The sequence below is a fragment of the Mesorhizobium sp. M0663 genome (genome assembly GCF_040320585.1).
Lineage (GTDB): Bacteria > Pseudomonadota > Alphaproteobacteria > Rhizobiales > Rhizobiaceae > Mesorhizobium.
Genome location: NZ_JAMYPX010000008.1, coordinates 74,341 through 92,273, shown reverse-complemented (window position 1 = coordinate 92,273; position 17,933 = coordinate 74,341). Strand labels below are relative to the sequence as shown.

Annotated in this window: 20 protein-coding genes; 15 read left to right on the top strand and 5 right to left on the bottom strand. The window is 62.0% G+C overall.

Annotation, left to right across the window (positions count from 1 at the left end; genetic code table 11):
* Nucleotides 1–45: 45 nt before the first annotated feature.
* The 4 genes from nthA (at nt 46) to NKI54_RS16905 (ending at nt 2,934) form a co-directional block, all read left to right on the top strand.
* Nucleotides 46–651: a nitrile hydratase subunit alpha gene (nthA, locus tag NKI54_RS16920; RefSeq protein WP_352636663.1), complete on the top strand. Its 606-nt coding sequence runs from the start codon at nt 46–48 to the stop codon at nt 649–651.
* Nucleotides 648–1,307 (top strand): nitrile hydratase subunit beta, encoded by a 660-nt coding sequence (gene nthB / locus NKI54_RS16915; RefSeq protein ID WP_352636664.1) that lies wholly within the window; start codon nt 648–650, stop codon nt 1,305–1,307. The genes nthA and nthB overlap by 4 nt, the downstream gene beginning before the upstream one ends.
* Before the next feature lie 19 nt (nt 1,308–1,326).
* Nucleotides 1,327–1,659 carry a nitrile hydratase accessory protein gene (locus NKI54_RS16910; RefSeq protein WP_156937343.1) on the top strand — a complete coding sequence of 111 codons (333 nt, stop codon included), beginning with the start codon at nt 1,327–1,329 and terminating at the stop codon, nt 1,657–1,659.
* A 147-nt stretch (nt 1,660–1,806) separates the two neighbouring features.
* Complete coding sequence (locus NKI54_RS16905; RefSeq protein WP_352636691.1) at nt 1,807–2,934, top strand: ATP-dependent DNA helicase; 1,128 nt, start codon at nt 1,807–1,809, stop codon at nt 2,932–2,934.
* A 10-nt stretch (nt 2,935–2,944) separates the two neighbouring features.
* Here NKI54_RS16905 and NKI54_RS16900 read toward each other — a convergent pair whose 3' ends face one another.
* Nucleotides 2,945–3,349, bottom strand: coding sequence for a SpoIIAA family protein (locus NKI54_RS16900; protein WP_352691990.1), 405 nt, complete (start codon nt 3,347–3,349; stop codon nt 2,945–2,947).
* A 115-nt stretch (nt 3,350–3,464) separates the two neighbouring features.
* Here NKI54_RS16900 and NKI54_RS16895 point away from each other — a divergent pair, with 115 nt between their 5' ends.
* From NKI54_RS16895 to NKI54_RS16885, 3 genes are all read left to right on the top strand, one after another.
* Nucleotides 3,465–4,205 carry a pyridoxine 5'-phosphate synthase gene (locus tag NKI54_RS16895; RefSeq protein ID WP_352570420.1) on the top strand — a complete coding sequence of 247 codons (741 nt, stop codon included), beginning with the start codon at nt 3,465–3,467 and terminating at the stop codon, nt 4,203–4,205.
* A gap of 97 nt (nt 4,206–4,302) precedes the next feature.
* Complete coding sequence (locus NKI54_RS16890) at nt 4,303–6,222, top strand: potassium transporter Kup (protein WP_352456499.1); 1,920 nt, start codon at nt 4,303–4,305, stop codon at nt 6,220–6,222.
* 158 nt (nt 6,223–6,380) lie between these two features.
* Nucleotides 6,381–8,300 carry a potassium transporter Kup gene (locus tag NKI54_RS16885; protein ID WP_352450049.1) on the top strand — a complete coding sequence of 640 codons (1,920 nt, stop codon included), beginning with the start codon at nt 6,381–6,383 and terminating at the stop codon, nt 8,298–8,300.
* Between the two features lie 41 nt (nt 8,301–8,341).
* On the opposite strand, the gene NKI54_RS16880 is transcribed toward NKI54_RS16885, so the two are convergent.
* Nucleotides 8,342–9,232 carry an SDR family oxidoreductase gene (locus NKI54_RS16880; RefSeq protein ID WP_084641112.1) on the bottom strand — a complete coding sequence of 297 codons (891 nt, stop codon included), beginning with the start codon at nt 9,230–9,232 and terminating at the stop codon, nt 8,342–8,344.
* Nucleotides 9,233–9,368: 136 nt separating this feature from the next.
* Between NKI54_RS16880 and NKI54_RS16875 the strand changes: the two genes are divergently transcribed.
* A complete protein-coding gene (locus tag NKI54_RS16875) occupies nt 9,369–9,779 on the top strand; it encodes a winged helix-turn-helix transcriptional regulator (RefSeq protein ID WP_352450047.1) in 411 nt (136 codons plus the stop codon).
* A 74-nt stretch (nt 9,780–9,853) separates the two neighbouring features.
* A complete protein-coding gene (locus NKI54_RS16870) occupies nt 9,854–11,092 on the top strand; it encodes an FAD-dependent oxidoreductase (RefSeq protein ID WP_352636665.1) in 1,239 nt (412 codons plus the stop codon).
* Here the strand turns inward: NKI54_RS16870 and NKI54_RS16865 are convergent.
* Nucleotides 11,040–11,765, bottom strand: coding sequence for a glutathione S-transferase family protein (locus NKI54_RS16865; RefSeq protein ID WP_352570418.1), 726 nt, complete (start codon nt 11,763–11,765; stop codon nt 11,040–11,042). The two genes, NKI54_RS16870 and NKI54_RS16865, sit on opposite strands and share 53 nt — an antisense overlap.
* Before the next feature lies 1 nt (nt 11,766).
* On the bottom strand, nt 11,767–12,072 hold the full coding sequence (locus NKI54_RS16860) for a Rieske (2Fe-2S) protein (RefSeq protein WP_352570416.1): 306 nt from the start codon (nt 12,070–12,072) through the stop codon (nt 11,767–11,769).
* Nucleotides 12,073–12,172: 100 nt separating this feature from the next.
* Here NKI54_RS16860 and NKI54_RS16855 point away from each other — a divergent pair, with 100 nt between their 5' ends.
* A complete protein-coding gene (locus NKI54_RS16855) occupies nt 12,173–12,625 on the top strand; it encodes a MarR family winged helix-turn-helix transcriptional regulator (protein ID WP_023676665.1) in 453 nt (150 codons plus the stop codon).
* Between the two features lie 37 nt (nt 12,626–12,662).
* Here the strand turns inward: NKI54_RS16855 and NKI54_RS16850 are convergent, their stop codons facing one another.
* Entirely contained in the window at nt 12,663–13,091 is a 429-nt protein-coding gene (locus tag NKI54_RS16850; RefSeq protein ID WP_023676664.1) for an anthrone oxygenase family protein, read from the bottom strand.
* A 153-nt stretch (nt 13,092–13,244) separates the two neighbouring features.
* On the opposite strand from NKI54_RS16850, the gene NKI54_RS16845 reads away from it, so the two are divergent.
* The 5 genes from NKI54_RS16845 to NKI54_RS16825 all read left to right on the top strand — a co-directional run bounded on the left by NKI54_RS16845 (nt 13,245) and on the right by NKI54_RS16825 (nt 17,928).
* Nucleotides 13,245–13,898: a TetR/AcrR family transcriptional regulator gene (locus NKI54_RS16845; protein ID WP_352570415.1), complete on the top strand. Its 654-nt coding sequence runs from the start codon at nt 13,245–13,247 to the stop codon at nt 13,896–13,898.
* A gap of 135 nt (nt 13,899–14,033) precedes the next feature.
* The gene (ilvC, locus tag NKI54_RS16840; RefSeq protein WP_023676662.1) at nt 14,034–15,053 is read left to right on the top strand and encodes a ketol-acid reductoisomerase; all 1,020 of its coding nucleotides are present in this window, start codon (nt 14,034–14,036) and stop codon (nt 15,051–15,053) included.
* Nucleotides 15,054–15,311: 258 nt separating this feature from the next.
* Entirely contained in the window at nt 15,312–16,289 is a 978-nt protein-coding gene (locus NKI54_RS16835; RefSeq protein WP_023676661.1) for a DUF3592 domain-containing protein, read from the top strand.
* A 501-nt stretch (nt 16,290–16,790) separates the two neighbouring features.
* A complete protein-coding gene (locus NKI54_RS16830; protein WP_023676659.1) occupies nt 16,791–17,312 on the top strand; it encodes a hypothetical protein in 522 nt (173 codons plus the stop codon).
* Nucleotides 17,305–17,928: a hypothetical protein gene (locus NKI54_RS16825; RefSeq protein ID WP_352636666.1), complete on the top strand. Its 624-nt coding sequence runs from the start codon at nt 17,305–17,307 to the stop codon at nt 17,926–17,928. The genes NKI54_RS16830 and NKI54_RS16825 overlap by 8 nt, the downstream gene beginning before the upstream one ends.
* Nucleotides 17,929–17,933: the final 5 nt, after the last annotated feature.

Sequence of the window (17,933 nt, the reverse complement as noted above, 5' to 3'; positions counted from 1 at the left end):
GCCGTGGTGCTTGCGGCCGGGGGTCCGCGATCGTAATTTGACGCCATGCCGCATAATCACCACCATGACAACGAGCTTGATCCTTTTGCGGCGCGCGTGCGCGCACTGGAGACGATTCTCACCCGCAAAGGCCTGATCGATCCGGCGGCGATTGATGCCATAGTGGACACCTACGAGACCAAGATCGGGCCGCGTAACGGCGCAAAGGTGGTGGCGAAGGCCTGGGTTGATCCCGGGTTTGCCGCATGGCTGAAGCGTGATGCGACGGCGGCCATCGAATCGCTCGGCTACACCGGCCGGCAAGGTGAGCACATGCAGGCGGTGTTCAACACGGCCGAAACGCACAACCTCGTCGTCTGCACGCTATGCTCCTGCTATCCGTGGTCGGTTCTCGGCCTGCCGCCGGTCTGGTACAAGGCGCCGCCCTACCGTTCGCGCGCAGTGATCGATCCGCGCGGCGTGCTCGAGGAATTCGGCCTGACCTTGCCGGCGAGGACGACAATCCGGGTGTGGGATTCGACCGCCGAGCTGCGCTATCTGGTGGTCCCGATGCGCCCCCGGGGTACGGAGGGCTGGGATGAGGCACGGCTCGCCGATCTGGTGACGCGCGATGCCATGATCGGCACGGCGTTGGTGCGGGAACCGGCATGAACGGGCCGCAGGATCTCGGCGGCCAGATGGGTTTCGGGCCGGTCGCGCCCGAACCGGACGAACCCTATTTCCATGCCGATTGGGAAAGGCGGGCGCTGGGCGTGACGTTGTGCGCCGGCGCCATAGGCGCCTGGACCATCGACGAGAGTCGGCACGCGCGGGAATCGCTGCATCCAGCGGATTATTATGCCTCAAGCTACTACCAGATATGGATCAAGGCGCTGGAGGTGCTGCTCAAACGCCATGGTTTCGTCAGCGACCGCGACCTGGCTACGGGCGACGCAGTCGACCCGGCAGCGACACCCAAACGGGTGCTGAAGGCTAAGGACGTTCCGGCGGTGCTGGCCAAGGGCGGGCGCTCCGACCGGCCTGTCGCCGCGCCTGCGCGGTTCAAGGCGGGCGACCCCGTGCGAACCAAGAACTTTCATCCGACCGGCCACACCAGACTGCCGCGCTATGCACGCGGCAAGCGAGGCGTCGTCGAGGCTGTGCGCGACGGCTTTGTCTTTCCCGACACCAATGCGCACGGCCAGGGCGAAAACCCGCAATGGGTCTATACGGTGTCCTTCACCGGCGGCGAAATCTGGGGCGAGGGCGCCGATCCGACACTTGTCGTGTCGATCGATGCCTGGGAGAGCTACCTTGAGCCGGCGTGAGACGGGCTCAGTCGCCGCCATGCTGCCCGCCGGTGTCGAGGCGCCTGTGTTTGCCGAGCCGTGGCAAGCAGAGGCCTTTGCCATGACGGTAGCACTGCACGACAACGGGCTGTTTTCGTGGAGCGAATGGGCGGATGCTTTGTCGGCAGAGGTGAAGCGGCCGGGCGCCGCGCGCGACGGTCACGATTACTACGAGCACTGGCTGGCAGCGCTGGAAAAGCTGCTTTTGGCCAAGGGCGTTGCCGGAAAGCGCGACGTCGATGCGCTCGCCGCTGCCTGGGAACGCGCCGCGCACGCAACGCCGCATGGCAAGCCGATCCAGCTGGAGAACGATCCACAGCGGGCCGGGTAAGCTGCGGTCGCCTGGCCTTGTTCTCTTTACGTTCCTGTTCGTCACTGATAGCCTGACCCTGTCGCAGCGGCGTGATTGCCGGCGATGAAAATTGATGGTGACGGCAGTCACCTTGTCTTTCCCTCGCGAATCCGGTCTGTCGCGCTGATGGAATTCTCTCCTCAACAGGACGAAGCGCTGAAGGCGGTGGCCGGCTGGCTGAAAGCCGGCAAGCCGCAGCTGTTCCGGCTGTTCGGCTATGCCGGCACCGGCAAGACGACGCTGGCGCGCTATTTCGCCGAGCATGTCGACGGCCAGGTGCAGTTCGCCGCGTTTACGGGTAAGGCGGCGCAGGTGCTGCGTTCCAAGGGCGCGGTCAATGCCCGCACCATCCATTCGCTGATCTACCGGCCGAAAGGCGAGGAATCAGTAGCGGACGAGGTGACCGGCAAGACCTCGATGTCGCCGACCTTTTCGCTTAATCGGCAGAGCCCGATCTCGCGGGCCAAGCTCGTCGTCATCGACGAATGCTCGATGGTCGACGAGCAACTCGGCCGTGACCTGATGAGCTTCGGCACGCCAATCCTGGTGCTCGGCGATCCCGGCCAGTTGCCGCCGATCTCCGGCGGCGGCTTCTTCACCGACCACGAGCCGGACATTCTGCTCACCGAAATCCACCGCCAGGCGCGCGACAACCCGATCATCCGGCTTGCGCTTGACGTGCGCGAGGGCCGCGAGTTCATGCGCGGCGACTATGGCGCGGCGCAAGTGATCGGCAAGGAAGACGTCACCCAGGAACTGGTGCTGAAGGCGGACCAGGTGCTGGTCGGCACCAACCGTACGCGCCGCCGTTATAACCAGCGGCTGCGCGAGCTGAAGGGGTTCAACGCCGATTATCCGCAAGCCGGCGACAAGCTGGTGTGCCTGCGCAACGATCCGGCCAAGGGACTGCTCAACGGGTCGCTGTGGAAGGTGATGACCTCGTCGCGCGAGACCGTCAAGCCTGGCATCAATCTGCTGGTTTCGCCGGAGGAAGACGACCCGGATCGCGGCGTCGCCAAGATCAAGCTGCTCAAGGCGGCATTCGAAGATCCGGACGGCGACATCCCCTGGCAGCAGAAGAAACGTTTCGACGATTTCGACTATGGCTATGCGCTGACCGTGCACAAGGCGCAGGGCTCGCAGTGGAACGAGATCGTGCTTTTCGACGAAAGCTGGGCGTTCAAGGAAACCCGGCAGCGTTGGCTCTACACCGCTATCACGCGCGCGGCCGAACGGCTGACGATCGTCCGATAGGGCGGTCGTATCAGCGCTGGGCGATCGGGTTGGCGCCAAGCCATTCCCAGGCGGCGGCCTCGTCCTCGGCCTCGAAATGCCGGAGTTCGATAGGCAAGGAGGCAGGCAAAAAGGCTATTGCCTCCGGTATCCAGTTCGGCTCACCGATCGCCGCGCAGCGGCCGATATGCTCCACGGCATGAGCTATGCCCTGTTCGATCGTCTCGTCCGATACGTCGGCCCAGTCGACACCCTCATGGTCGATCAGGCGCACCAGCACGTCGATCTTCGGATGCAGCGCATAGGCCGCCTCCAGCAATCCGAACAGGTTTTCGGCGTCAGCCGCTGCGACATGGCCGACGACATCGATGGCGAAAAGATCTTCGCGATCGGTGTCGATGCGGCGAACCGCCGGCACGGCCTCGAGAAAATTCAACAGGGAACTCCTTGCGCTCGATTTTCTTCGCACACCTTGGAACACCTGAAACCCTCTGTCTGTTCCCGTTAAAGGCGGTATAGATGCGCGCCAAGATCAGCCTGGAGCCGTGCAAATGCCTGCAAAGCTTTCCGTCAACCTCAATGCCATCGCCATGCTGCGCAACCGACGCGACCTTCCGTGGCCAAGCGTGACCGGGCTTGGACGCATTGCGCTTGCCGCCGGCGCGCATGGGCTGACGGTGCACCCGCGACCCGACGAGCGGCACACCAGGCATTCCGATCTGCCGCAGATCAGGGCGCTGATCGACGACGAGTTCCCGAATGCGGAATTCAACATCGAGGGCTATCCGACCGAGGATTTCCTGGCGCTTGTGGAAAAGCACCAGCCGGAGCAGGTGACGTTGGTGCCCGACGACCCGGCGCAGGCGACTTCCGACCATGGCTGGAACTTCGCCGCCGAGGCTGCGTTCCTGACACCGGTTGTCAAGCGCCTGAAGAAGGGAGGCTTTCGCGTATCGCTGTTTTCCGATCCGGATCCCGCTGGCATGAAAGCCGCTCGCGACACCGGCGCCGATCGGATCGAACTCTATACGGGTCCATACGGCAGCTATCATTCCGATTCGGCAAAAGCGGCGAAGGAATTGGAGAAATTGGGAAAGACGGCGGATGCCGCATTGGCCGCAGGGCTCCAGGTCAATGCCGGGCACGACCTTGTGGTGAGCAATTTGCCGGCGCTGGCCAGGCGCATCCCGGCATTGGCCGAAGTGTCGATCGGACATGGGTTGACAGCCGATGCGTTGGAGTATGGCATGGCCGCAACGGTCAGGCGGTTTCTGAAGGCTTGTGGCTGGTAGAGAAAGGCGAGCCGATAGGCCGTGCGTTCCCGGCACGGCAGCGCGTCCTTTCCATCCCCGCAGCATAGAGCGCCGCACGTCTATGGGAGTGTCGTCCATGGCCCTTGCCAACGCTGGTAGCGAGGCGGAACCCATCGAACAATCCAGCCACTCCAAGGCCGAGCAGCACAGCACCAAGATCCTGATGCTCGGCGCGCTCGGCGTGGTCTATGGCGACATCGGCACCAGCCCGATCTATGCGTTCCGTGAGGCGTTGCATGCTTCGGCTGGCGGCAATGTCGCCAACCGCGGCGACATCCTCGGGGTGCTGTCGCTGATCATCTGGGCGCTGACCATCACTGTCACCGTCAAATACATCATGTTCGTGCTGCGCGCCGACAACCGGGGCGAGGGTGGCACGCTGTCGTTGATGGCATTGGCACGCGGCAGCTTCCCGAAGCGGTCGGCGGTGATCCTCGGCATAGGCATCGTCGGCTCGGCGCTTTTTTTCGGTGACGCAGTCATCACGCCGGCAATTTCGGTGCTATCGGCGGTCGAAGGCATGAACGTCGTCACGCCGGCGTTCCAGCCCTATGTGGTGCCGCTGACGCTGGTCATCCTGGCGATGCTGTTCGCGGTGCAACGGTTCGGCACGGGCGGCGTCGGACTGGTGTTCGGGCCCGTCACCGCGGTGTGGTTCCTGGCCATCGGACTGTCCGGCCTCAACCATATCATCGACGACCCGGAAATCCTGCTGGCAATCAGCCCACATTACATCGTTTCGTTCTTGGTCAACTCGCCTGACGTCGCCTTCGTCACGGTTGGCGCGGTCTTTCTCGCCGTTACCGGCGCCGAGGCGCTCTATGCCGATCTCGGCCATTTCGGGCGCAAGCCCATTGTACTCGCCTGGCTGGCGATCGTATTCCCTTGCTTGCTGCTCAACTATGTCGGGCAGGGGGCCTTCGTGCTGGCCAATGGCGGCGTTGTCGGTCATCCCTTTTTCGAGATGAACGAAGGCTGGACGCTCATTCCCATGGTCGTGCTGGCGACCGCCGCGACCGTGATCGCCAGCCAGGCGGTGATCTCCGGCGCTTTCTCGCTGACCAGGCAAGCGGTGCAGCTCAACATGCTGCCGCGTTTCGAGATCCAGCATACGTCGGAGAAACAGTCCGGCCAGATCTACCTGCCACGCGTCAACATGCTGCTGGCGCTGGTGGTGATGCTGCTGGTGGTCGGCTTCGGCGAATCCAGCAGGCTTGCCTCGGCCTACGGCATTTCAGTGACCGGCAACATGCTGGTGACCAACATACTGCTTTTTGTCGTCATGACCCGCATCTGGAAATGGCCGCTCGGCGTTGCAGTGGCCTTGACGGCGTTGTTCGCCTCCGTCGATACCGGCTTCTTTGCCGCCAACATTGTCAAGGTGTTCGAAGGCGGCTGGTCCTCGCTGGCGGTGGCCGCAGTGATTGTCATGACCATGTGGACCTGGATAAGAGGCACCAGATACCTGTTCGAAAAAACTCGAAGGAACGAGGTCCCGCTCGATTTCCTCGCCGGCAATCTGCTGAAGAAGAAGCCGCATCTGGTGTCGGGCACCGCGGTGTTCCTGACCAGCGACCCGCTGAGTGCGCCGACCGCGCTGATGCACAGCCTGAAGCATTACAAGGTGCTGCACGAGCAGAACGTCATCCTTTCGGTGGTGACGGCACCGCAGCCTGTCGTGCCCGACAGCGAGCGCGTCAAGATGGAGCAAATCAACGAGCTGTTCATGCGGGTGACGCTGACCTTCGGCTATATGGAGCAGCCCAACATTCCGCGCGCGCTGGCGATCTGCCGCAAGCAAGGCTGGAAGTTCGACATCATGACGACATCGTTCTTCCTGTCGCGGCGCTCTCTCAAGGCCTCGCCCAATTCCGGCATGCCGGTCTGGCAGGACAAGCTGTTCATCGGGCTGGCGCGCACGGCGGCCGATGCGACGGAGTATTTCCAGATCCCGACCGGACGGGTAGTCGAGATCGGGACGCAGGTGGCTATTTAAAAACGTGTCCGTTGCGACATTCCAGGTGGTCTGTCGATCGGACTGAGTCTGCCAAGTCGTGGAGGACTCGCAATATCGGGACGGAGCCATTACGTGACGGCACTTGATATTGCAGCGCAGCAAGCGTAGAGCACCGCCCGCTTACCGGAGTGTCGTCCATGGCCCTTACCAATGCTGGTAACGAGGCAGAACCTGTCGAACAATCCAGCCATTCTGAGGTTGAGCAGCACAGCACCAAGGTGCTGATGCTGGGCGCGCTCGGCGTGGTTTACGGCGATATCGGTACCAGCCCGATCTATGCATTTCGCGAGGCGTTGCATGCATCGGCCGGTGGCAACGTCGCCAACCGTGGCGACATCCTCGGCGTGTTGTCGCTGATCATCTGGTCGCTGACGATCACCGTCACCATCAAATACATCATGTTCGTGCTCCGCGCCGACAATCGAGGCGAGGGCGGGGTGCTGTCGCTGATGGCGCTGGCGCGCAACAGTTTCCCGACGCGCTCGGCGGTGATCCTCGGCATCGGCATCGTCGGCGCGGCGCTTTTTTTCGGCGACGCAGTCATTACGCCGGCGATCTCGGTGCTATCGGCGGTCGAAGGTATGAATGTCGTCACGCCGACATTCCAGCCCTATGTGGTGCCGCTGACACTGGCCATCCTGGCGATCCTGTTTGCGGTACAGCGATTCGGCACCGGCGGCGTAGGTTTGGTGTTCGGGCCCGTCACGGCGCTGTGGTTCCTGGCCATCGGCCTTTCCGGCATTAACCACATCATCGCCGATCCGGAAATCCTGCTGGCGATCAGCCCGCATTACATCGTGTCGTTCCTGGTCAACTCGCCCGATGTCGCCTTCGTCACGGTTGGTGCGGTCTTCCTCGCCGTCACCGGCGCCGAGGCGCTCTATGCCGACCTCGGCCATTTCGGCCGCAAGCCGATCGTACTCGCCTGGCTGGCAATCGTGTTCCCTTGTCTGTTGCTCAACTATGTCGGGCAAGGCGCCTTCGTGCTGGCAAATGGCGGCGTTGTCGGTCATCCATTCTTCGAGATGAACCAGGGCTGGACGCTTATTCCGATGGTCGTGCTGGCGACGGCGGCGACCGTCATCGCCAGCCAGGCGGTGATCTCCGGCGCTTTTTCGCTGACCAGACAGGCGGTGCAGCTCAATATGCTGCCGCGTTTCGTTATCCAGCATACGTCGGAAAAACAGTCGGGCCAGATCTATCTGCCGCGCATCAACCTGATGCTGGCGCTGGTGGTGATGTTGCTGGTGGTCGGCTTCGGCGAATCCAGCCGCCTGGCCTCGGCCTACGGTATTTCGGTGACCGGCAACATGCTGGTGACGAATGTGCTGCTTTTTGTTGTGATGACGCGCATCTGGAAATGGCCGCTCGGCGTCGCGATCGCCTTGATGGCCGTGTTCGCCTTCGTCGATACCGGCTTCTTTGCCGCCAACATAGTCAAGGTGTTTGAAGGTGGCTGGGCATCGCTTGCCATCGCCGCAGTTATCGTGATGACTATGTGGACCTGGATCCGCGGCAGCCGCTATTTGTTCGACAAGACGCGCCGGAACGAGATCCCGCTCGATTTCCTTGCCGGCAATCTGCTGAAGAAGAAACCGCATCTGGTGTCGGGCACCGCGGTGTTCCTGACCAGCGATCCGCTGAGCGCGCCGACCGCGCTGATGCACAGCCTGAAGCACTACAAGGTGCTGCACGAGCAGAACGTCATCCTTTCGGTGGTGACGGCACCGCAGCCGGTTGTGCCCGACAGCGAGCGCGTCAAGATGGAAATGGTCAACGAGCTGTTCATGCGGGTGACGCTGACCTTCGGCTACATGGAGCAGCCCAACATCCCGCGTGCGCTGGCGATCTGCCGCAAACAGGGCTGGAAGTTCGACATCATGACGACGTCCTTCTTCCTGTCGCGGCGCTCTCTCAAGGCCTCGCCCAATTCCGGCATGCCGGTCTGGCAGGACAAGCTGTTCATCGGGCTGGCGCGCACGGCGGCCGATGCGACGGAATATTTCCAGATCCCGACCGGACGGGTGGTCGAGATCGGGACGCAGGTGGCTATCTGAACAGATGGCCGTGCCCTTTGAGGGCACGGCCATTGTGAGGCTCAGCTCACCAGAGCCGCCTTGTTTGCTTCAAGAAATTGCTTCAGCGGCTGCGGCTTCCTGCCGGACAGCGTCTCGACCGCGTCGGTCACCATGCCGATCCGGCCGGAGCGGGTGTTGGTGTCGAAGGAAACGATGACAGGCGCAAAAGCTTCGGGAACGCCGGCTGCCTTCAATCCCTCGGTCAGCGCTTCATCCGAAAGCTGGATAACTTCGATCGGCTTGCCGGTGACCTCGGTGACGAGGGCTGCAATCTCGGCCATCGTGTGGGCCTTGGGGCCGGTCAGCGTGTATGTCGTGCTTTCGGTTGCGCTCGAAGCAAGGCCGGCGGCGATCGCGGCTGCCATATCGTCGCGCGCGCCATGGGCAATGTGGCCGTCTCCAGCGGATGTGTACCAGTGCCCCGAGGCGATGGCGTGCGGCAGCGCCATGAACAGGTTCTCCTGATACCAGCCGTTGCGGAAGATGGTGTAGGGGATACCGCTCGCCTTGATCGCCTGCTCGGTGCCGTGGTGATCGGGCGCAAACAGTACCGGCGATCCTGGCTCCGGATTGGGCATCGACGTGTAGAGCAGATGCGAAACGCCGGCGCTTTTTGCGGCGGCGACCGCGGCCTCATGTTGCTTCAGGCGCTTGCCCGGAACGGCGAGCTCGTTTGTCGAAATGATCAGAACCCTGTCGGCGCCGGTGAATGCACTGGCCAACGACGCGGTGTCGTCGAAGTCGACTGCCCGGATGGTGACGCCTCGGGCTGCCAGATCGGCCAGATTTTCCGGATTGCGGGTGGCGGCGATGATGCGCTGAGGGGAGACCTTGAGCGTGTCAAGCAGATGATTGATGACGCCGCGGCCAAGCTGGCCGGAGGCGCCGGTGACGAGAAGGGTGTCGGTCATGAGATGTCCTGACGTTGCGCCGGAGCGGCGGGTGCATATGTTAGTCTCAAAAAGAGACCAGCACTAAAATAGGAATTGACCCATCCTCGTAAAGAAGGCAGTTTTGCGGGAGGTAGGCACATCCAGGGAACCAGCCATGGACGGCAAGATCGTCAATCTGAGATCGAAGCTCGAGATATACAAAGCAGGCAGCGGTGGCGGAAACCTTGCGGATTGCCCGGTTCGCGACGTGATCCAGGGCATAAGCAATAAATGGAGTTCACTGCTGATGGAGGCCTTGGCCGAGAAGCCGTACCGCTTCGGCGAATTGCGGCGGCTGGTGCCCGATATTTCACAGCGCATGCTCACCCAGACGCTGCACGATCTGCAGCGCGACGGCTATGTGCATCGCCAGGTGTTTCCGACCAAACCGCCGAGCGTCGAATACAGCCTCACCGATCTCGGGCGCTCGATGTTTGGACCCTTGCATCAGCTGATCCAATGGGCCGAGCTCAATCACGGCGCTGTACGCGAGGCGCGGAAGATTTTCGATGCTGCCGAGGGCTGAGCCTCAAGGCCGAGACAGCGGCTTGATTTAGCGACAGCGCTGAAGGATTGTCCGGCCTGGGTTGGGTCGGGCAGATGGGCAATTCTCTGGACATCGCGATTGCCGGCGCCGGGCCGGCTGGACGTGCCGCCGCGCTCTATCTCACGCGCGCCGAACATAGGGTCACCATCTTCGAGCGCTTCGACCAGCCAAAGCCGGTCGGGTCCGGGCTGATCCTGCAGCCGACCGGGCTGACGGTGCTTGCCGATCTCGGCCTGCTCGACGACATTCTGGCGCTGGGCAGCCGCATAGACCGCCTGCATGGTGCAGACGCCAGAACTGGCCGCACCGTGCTGGATGTCCGTTATGATGCCCAGCGCGGCGGTCGCTTCGGGCTGGCGGTGCACCGCGCGGCTCTGTTCGGCGTGCTTTTCCGCGCCGCCCGGCGCCAGGCGATCACCATCGAGACAGGTATCGAGCTCGAGACGCTGGAAACCGGCGAACGGGCAACATTGATCTGCGGCAACGGACGACGGATAGGGTCGTTCGACCTGGTAGTGGATGCCAGCGGTTCGCGCTCCAAACTGCGGCGGTGCGTAACCAATCCGGGCGAACCGCGATCGCTCGCCTATGGCGCGTTCTGGGCATCGCTCGGCTGGCGCGGCGAGGGTTTCGACGAGCACGCCCTGCTGCAGCGCTACGACAAAGCGAGCGTGATGATCGGCGTGCTGCCGATCGGCCGGCCTGAGCCCGGTGCCGGGAAGATGGCGGCATTCTTCTGGAGCCTGAAGCCGGCGGATGCCGAGTGCGTATGGGCGGCAGGTCTCGATGCATGGAAGGCGAGATTGGCCGGGCTGTGGCCTGCATGCGCGGCATTCACCGACCAGATCGACAGTTTCGACCAGCTTTCGCTGGCGCGCTATGGCCATCACACGATGAAGACGCCAGCCGGACGGCGATTGGCCGTTATCGGCGACGCGGCCCATTCGACAAGCCCGCAACTCGGGCAGGGCGCGAACATGGCGCTGCTCGATGCAGCTGCGCTCAACTACGCGCTCATAGGAACGGACCGTATCGATACCGCGCTGGGGGCCTATGTCGGGGCGCGGCGATGGCATGTGCGGGTCTTCCAGGCGCTGTCGCTGGTGCTGACGCCGTTTTATCAATCGGATTCAATTGTGATGCCGTTCGTCCGCGACAGGCTGGTGGCGACGCTGGCAAAAGTCCCGCCGGCGCCGCAGTTTCTTGCTTCCATGGTTACAGGAACGGTGCTCAATCCATTCAAGCCGATCGGGCTTGCGGAAGCGCTGTGGCCGGATCGTTTTGGCGGATGATTTCCGAAAGGTGCGAACCCTTAGCCTGCAAGAATGCATGGAGGCGTTGCGCATGATCGGGAGCGACCGCGTCCTTTACGGATGGGCGTTCGTGCAATGCCTTGCGCCAGGCCTGGATATGCGGTTTTCCGTCCAGGATGCCGAAATCGCCGATCCGGTCAAAGACCTCGAAATAACGGAAAATCGGCCCGTAGACCGCGTCGACCAGTGAAAAACGCTCGCGGTCGAAGCATGGTCCAGCCGCGCCGTTCGCCAGTTCCACTTCCAGGCGATCGAACATTGCTGCCAGAGCCCCGCGTTCGGCGATGAAGGCGGCTTCGGTGAGTGCTGAATAGAAGCGGCCGATGGCATTGAGGATTGCTGAGCCGAACTCGATCCAGGCGCGATGCCGGGCACGGGCATAGGGGTCGGTGGGATGCAGCGGATTGGGCTGGGTTTCCTCGAGGAATTCGAGGATGACGAGCGATTCGAAGATCACCGTTTCCTGGCCGTCATGCTCAACGCGGAGCAGCGGCACCTTGCCGAGCGGTGATATCGCCTTGAACCAGGCAGGCTTGTTGGCGAGATCGACCGTGATGCGTTCGAACGGCACGCCCTTTTCGCGAAGTGAAATCGCCGCGCGCTGCACATAGGGGCAAAGATGATGGCTGACGAGAGTGAGCTTGTCGGTCATCTCACTCCCCCCAGACATAGTTCAAGGCACCGTCCTCGACGCGGGTGGAGAGAAACATCAGGCGGGAGCCCTTCCGCGCCGGGCCTTCGAGGCGATCACCGTTCGCCATGTCGAACGAGGCGCCGTGCCACTGGCAGACGAGCTTGCCGTCCTTGCAGTCGAGCGGGCCACCGAAATGCAGGCAGACGTTGGCGGCGGCGCGGATACGCTCGCCGCTGCGGTAGACATGGACCTCGCGGCCGAAGAACGGAGCGATCAGGCTGCCTGTTTCCGGAATGTCGGCGATCTTGCAGATTTCATGCTTCATCGGAATTGCCTCTCATGATTGATGCGATTGCATCTATATAGATGCATTTGCATCGATCGTCAAGCTTGATGCAATTGCATCTATCACCTACGATGCAATCATGACCGGGATTCCTTCACCTCCAGCCATCAAGGCCTGGGCCCGCCTGATGCGGGTTTCGCGCCAGTTGTTGGAACGAGCCGAGGACGCGCTGAAGGACAGTGGCCTGCCGCCGCTTGCCTGGTACGACGTCCTGCATGAGCTTGCCGAGGCGGGCGAGGGCGGATTGCGGCCGTTCCAACTCACCGAGCGCACCCTGTTTGCGCAGTACAACATCTCCCGGCTGCTGGCGCGGCTCGAAGCCGACGGGCAGGTCGAGAAGCTTCCAGTTGCCGATGACGGCCGCGGGCAAACAGTCCGCGTCACAGACAAGGGACGCGAGACGCGCCGCCGCATGTGGGCTGTCTACGGCCGGTCGATCGCGGAGTTGGTCGGCTCCCGGCTTTCCAATGATGAGCTCGACGCGCTGTCAGCTCTGCTTGGGCGCCTGCGAGATCCGCCCGCCCTGGAGTGACACGCCTTCATGACGAAGATGGCACCGATTGGCGAGGTCAGGCACTGCCCAAGAGGAATGCCAACGTCGCCAGAACGCCAAGCCCGACGCGGACCAGATGCAGATTGCCCCATTTGGCGATCAATGTCCGAGCTTCAGGATTGACGGAGTTCGCGTCCATCGCCTCCAGCAACCTATTTGCCGGCATCATCACCAGCAGCGTCCATGGCCAAGGCAGGATGATCAGCAAGGCACCGACCAGATAAGCGAGATTGCCGGTCAGCCACCAGGCGACGAGGCCCAGAATACAGGCGATGACGGCGATCGAGGCCTGCATGGCGGCGCCGCGCTTGTAGGAAGGCTGCCATTCCTGCAGCAATGCCTTGTCATCGAGGCGAAGCCGCGCCGGCTGCTCGGCGACGCTGACGTAGATAGCCGCGCCAGCGAACACTGCGGCAACGGTCAAGGCAAGCAATCCGGCGAGCATGATCCGTGTCTCCCGTGATGCCCCGCATGGAGCAAACAGAAATAAAGGCTTGCGTCGGGTCGGGCAATACGCCATAAATCCGAACCGTAACGTACGGTACGCCATCGAGCTCGTATCTGAACTGCGGGTGAGTTTGCCTCCTGAGGAAAAACTGTGTTGCACGCTGTGACCGACATCGACACCAGCGAGGCGCTGACGGAGCGGCAGAAGGACGTGCTCGACGCCGCCCTTCGCCTGCTGGTCGAAGAGGGCGATCAGTTGACCATGACCGCCGTGGCGCGGCGGGCGAGCTGCTCGAAGGAGACGCTCTACAAATGGTTCGGCGATCGCGACGGGCTGTTGACGGCAACGGTACAATGGCAGGCGTCCAAGGTGCGGATAGTGCCGGTCGACCGCAAGGGGCTCGACCTCCCTTCGCTGACGGCGAGCCTCGAACGCTTCGCTTCGGACTGGCTCAAGGTAATTTCGAGCGACACCTCGATCGCGCTGAACAGGGTGGCGGTCGGCCATGCTAGTTCGGGGAAGGACGATCTCGGCGCCATCGTGCTGGAGAACGGCCGCTTCGCACTGGCCAAGCGCCTCAAGCCGGTGCTGGAGGCCGGGAGACAGGCCGGGTTCCTTGAATTTTCGGACGCGGAGACGGCGTTCCGCACCTTTTTCGGGCTGGTCGCCCGTGACGTGCAGATCCGCTTGCTGCTTGGCGACCGGCTGGAATTGACTGATGTGGCGATCGGCGGCGACGCCGTCCGGGCGACGCAGCAGTTTCTCGCTCTTTTCGGGGCAAAAACCGGGCCGCAGGGCCCATAGAGCCGGATGATTTCAGGTCAAATCGACCTGAAATCTGAATCCGGCTCTACACTAAAAGATGGAGCATGATGTCGTCCGAAAACCGCTTCACACTTTTCGGCATCATGCTCTGGTTCAAAACGGGAAGGAAGAAAAATGCGTGTCTATTACGATCGCGACGCCGATCTCAACCTGATCAAGGGCAAGAAGGTCGCTATCATCGGCTATGGCAGCCAGGGAAGGGCGCATGCGCTCAACCTCAAGGATTCCGGCGTCAAGGACATCGCCATCGGCCTCAAGGCCGGCTCGGCGACCGCCAAGAAGGTCGAGGCCGACGGGCTCAAGGTGATGAGCGTAGCCGATGCCGCCAAATGGGCCGACCTGATGATGATGGCGACGCCGGATGAGCTGCAGGCCGACATCTACAAATCCGAGATCGCGCCAAACATCCGCGATGGCGCGGCAATCGCCTTCGCCCACGGCCTCAACGTGCATTTTGGCCTGATCGAGCCCAAAGCTTCGGTCGACGTCGTGATGATCGCGCCGAAGGGGCCTGGCCATACGGTGCGCGGCGAATACCAGAAGGGCGGTGGCGTGCCGTGCCTGGTCGCGGTCAACCAGGACGCTTCGGGCAATGCGCTCGACCTGGCGCTCTCCTACGCCTGCGGCGTTGGCGGCGGCCGCTCGGGCATTATCGAGACCAATTTCCGCGAGGAGTGCGAGACCGACCTGTTCGGCGAGCAGGTGGTGCTGTGCGGCGGCCTGGTCGAATTGATCCGCGCCGGCTTCGAGACACTGGTGGAAGCCGGCTACGCGCCGGAAATGGCCTATTTCGAGTGCCTGCACGAGGTCAAATTGATCGTCGACCTGATCTACGAAGGCGGCATCGCCAACATGAACTACTCGATCTCGAACACCGCCGAATGGGGCGAATATGTCTCGGGCCCGCGCATCATCACTGCCGAGACCAAGGCCGAGATGAAGCGCGTGCTGAAGGATATCCAGACCGGCAAGTTCACCTCGGAATGGATGCAGGAATACCGCGCCGGCATGTCGCGCTTCAAGGGCATCCGCCGCAACAACGACAGCCACCAGATCGAGGAAGTCGGCGCCAAGCTGCGCGCGATGATGCCGTGGATCTCGAAGAACAAGCTGGTTGATAAGGCCAAGAACTGAAGGAAATCCACGTTCGTTTCGTTACCCGTCCTCGGGCTTCGCCCTGCGGGCGCGTGGGAATTTCCATGAACAAGCTGGTCGACAAGGCCAAGAACTGATCGCAATTTCATTGCCAATCAAGAAAGGCCGGCGGAGCGATCCGCCGGCCTTTTCGCATCAAGATTGTGTGGTTTCCAGGCTTCTGCACAGGCGCACTATCCTCATCACCGTGATATGCCTGTGCGGGGCATGGCACAAAAGTGCCAAAGGGGGTGAGAGTTGGAACTCAAATTTCTGTTGGTCGGGTTTGCCTGCGCGGTTGCCGGCATGCTCTCCCTCGTCACCTTGCTGAAGTGGTGGGAGGTGAGGGTGGTCAGCCACTGGTCTCCTACGCCGGGAAAGATCATCTCGTCGCGGGTCGAGGCTCGCGAGGTGACCAGTTCGGGATCCGGTTCGGACAGCAGAGGGTCGACCGAAATCCGCAACTTCCCGGCAATCACCTTCGAATACAAAGTGAACGGCAAGACATTTCGCAGTTCGCACTACAGCGTGCAGGAGAACCTTGGAAACTTTGCCGTGGCGGAAACCCTTGCGAAATTTCCAAACGGGGCCGGCGTAACCGTCTTCTACAATCCGGCCGATCCAGCCAAGGCCGTGATCGAACGCACCATGCCCGACGGCTCCTTCAAGTTCATGGTCCAGCTTTCGGCCGGGCTGGTGGTCGGCGCGCTTGTATTGGTCTTCTCCGTCGGCGGCGTCCTCGAAGCGGTCCGGCCGTTTTTGCCCAAGCCGCAGAACCTCGGCGCCGCGGCCCTGCTGCTTTTCATGGGATTATTTGTCCTGCGCATGGGCTTTGCCCAGAAGTCACTTGCGGAACAGGCGGCCAAATGGCCCATCACGGCAGGACGCATCGACGCCTCGGGCCTGCAGAAATTCGAGACCCGCGACAGGTCCGGAGGCGGCTATCGGCCCTGGCGAACAGTCTTCAAATCCCGCATCGTCTACAGCTATAGCGTCGCCGGCCAGCGCTACGCCGCCGATCGCATCGCTTTCGGCGCAAACGTGACGGCTTCGCTGCCGAGGCTCGTCAGCGGTCAATCGCAGCGCTACCTCCAGGGCGACAAGGTTGAGGTCCACTACGATCCCGACAACCCAGTTGCAGCGGTTCTCGAATGCAGGGTGAGCGGGCTTTGGCTCCTGTGGGTCTGCGCCGTTGGCTTGATAGGTGGAGCCGCGCTGCTTGTCGGGGTGATCTAATGCTGAAGCTGCCGTCCTAGACGCTGTAGATCCAGAGGAAGAGGACACTTGTCGTCAGCACCTGACAAGAACTCCGCTGTCGAAGCCCGGCCATGTCAGTCTCAACGTCGCCCCGTCGACCACAATATGGATGACACGGGAGAACGGCTCTTCGGCCGACGGGTCGGATCCGTAACATTGGCTGGCCCGCGCCACCCAGCCCGTGGGCGTCTTGAGGAACGTTGCGTGTTCGCAGCCGAGAGCAGGGACCGACAGCGCGTCGCGGTATAATGTGTAGACAGTCTGGCGTTGAACATCCGCAACGGCGGTACAGTTCGATCTGTTCCCGGACCATATGCCCACATACTGTTCCGCGGCGAAGGCGTGGCCGCACGAAAATGCTAGGATCGAAATGAGCATCAAGAGATTTCGCATGATCGATTCTTCTTTTCGACGTGGCCTTGGGCCATGCTAAAGCATCGATGCTCAGACTTCACAATGATGCTGCTCCAAGGGACTTAAATGATCATCCACAAAGCAGCAGCTATTTTTCTGAGCATGCTGAGCCTGTTGCAAGCAGCGAACGCAACAGAATGTTCGCTCAGCCATGCGACCTATCGCGAGCCGCGTTCGGGAGCGACGATACAGTTCCGGCCAACCAACAATGAGCCGGCCGCGCTGACGACCGAGGTCTTTTCGTTGATCGTGCCCAACACCGACATTCGTCTGCCGTCGGACATTACCTGGACCAATGGCAAGTACTCGTTTCCTGTCGGCACGATCCGGCACACCTGCACCGACGACGATCGTGAGGCTGGTCTCGAGGACGGCACCGGGCTGTGCAGAGTGTGGGATGGGCAGGTCTATGCGTTCAATGCAGGCGGTGCCGAGCAGTTGAGTTCCCGCGAAGCCTCGCCGGCACCGGCAGGGTTGCTGTTGCCTGACTTCGGCGCGATTTTTACCGAATGGCCCGATTTCGCCAAAGCCAATCCCGACGGTTCAGCCTGGGACGCCTTTAGCTTGACGGGTTGTAGCGATGAATAGCAAGAGACTGCCGGCCTGCATCTTCGCCCTGCCGGTCCTTATGGCCATGGCAACCGGCGCTCGTGCCGACCAAAGCAAGCCGTCGCGTCCGCCTGTCGACAAATGCGCTTGGGAACGGCTGGCGGACAAGGATGTCGGGCTGGCTGCCTGGGTGCAGCGCTGCGATTTCGGTTTTCGCCGGATTCATTTCGAGCTTGGCGGCAATGCTCTTGCCATCAAATACAGCGACGGCGGGCCGGCCGATCCCGTCGTCGAAGTCTTCGATATGCTGCCTGGCGAGGCCGCCGATGCTGCGTTGCAGCGCATTTTTACGCAGAAGACCGAGAAAGCCATCGGCACACGTTGCGTGCTCATGCCTTACACCGAAGGGGCGACGCCCGCGCGCATCCTCCGGTATGTTTTCAGTCCCGATGCCGCCTATCGTGAGGAATTGAAGACCGTCGCCAACCCTGACGAGGTCGGCGAACCGCCGTGCGGCGAATGGGGCGAAGCCCCGGACGGCATTCAGTATTTCGAGGTGCAATCACCCGAACTGCGGAAGCTTCTATTCGTTCGCGTCGGCCAGGATGAGCCGCTGTTTGACGAGCAGACACTGCAAGTCCTGCCACCCGGATAGCGCCG

Coding starts and splice junctions, on each gene's coding strand:
- NKI54_RS16830 (WP_023676659.1), top strand. CDS start 16,791: ATGATCATCCACAAAGCAGCAGCTATTTTTCTGAGCATGCTGAGCCTG.
- nthB (WP_352636664.1), top strand. CDS start 648: ATGAACGGGCCGCAGGATCTCGGCGGCCAGATGGGTTTCGGGCCGGTC.
- NKI54_RS16860 (WP_352570416.1), bottom strand. CDS start 12,072: ATGAAGCATGAAATCTGCAAGATCGCCGACATTCCGGAAACAGGCAGC.
- nthA (WP_352636663.1), top strand. CDS start 46: ATGCCGCATAATCACCACCATGACAACGAGCTTGATCCTTTTGCGGCG.
- NKI54_RS16875 (WP_352450047.1), top strand. CDS start 9,369: ATGGACGGCAAGATCGTCAATCTGAGATCGAAGCTCGAGATATACAAA.
- NKI54_RS16855 (WP_023676665.1), top strand. CDS start 12,173: ATGACCGGGATTCCTTCACCTCCAGCCATCAAGGCCTGGGCCCGCCTG.
- NKI54_RS16890 (WP_352456499.1), top strand. CDS start 4,303: ATGGCCCTTGCCAACGCTGGTAGCGAGGCGGAACCCATCGAACAATCC.
- NKI54_RS16895 (WP_352570420.1), top strand. CDS start 3,465: ATGCCTGCAAAGCTTTCCGTCAACCTCAATGCCATCGCCATGCTGCGC.
- NKI54_RS16870 (WP_352636665.1), top strand. CDS start 9,854: ATGGGCAATTCTCTGGACATCGCGATTGCCGGCGCCGGGCCGGCTGGA.
- NKI54_RS16850 (WP_023676664.1), bottom strand. CDS start 13,091: ATGCTCGCCGGATTGCTTGCCTTGACCGTTGCCGCAGTGTTCGCTGGC.
- NKI54_RS16905 (WP_352636691.1), top strand. CDS start 1,807: ATGGAATTCTCTCCTCAACAGGACGAAGCGCTGAAGGCGGTGGCCGGC.
- NKI54_RS16825 (WP_352636666.1), top strand. CDS start 17,305: ATGAATAGCAAGAGACTGCCGGCCTGCATCTTCGCCCTGCCGGTCCTT.
- NKI54_RS16910 (WP_156937343.1), top strand. CDS start 1,327: ATGCTGCCCGCCGGTGTCGAGGCGCCTGTGTTTGCCGAGCCGTGGCAA.
- NKI54_RS16880 (WP_084641112.1), bottom strand. CDS start 9,232: ATGACCGACACCCTTCTCGTCACCGGCGCCTCCGGCCAGCTTGGCCGC.
- NKI54_RS16865 (WP_352570418.1), bottom strand. CDS start 11,765: ATGACCGACAAGCTCACTCTCGTCAGCCATCATCTTTGCCCCTATGTG.
- NKI54_RS16885 (WP_352450049.1), top strand. CDS start 6,381: ATGGCCCTTACCAATGCTGGTAACGAGGCAGAACCTGTCGAACAATCC.
- ilvC (WP_023676662.1), top strand. CDS start 14,034: ATGCGTGTCTATTACGATCGCGACGCCGATCTCAACCTGATCAAGGGC.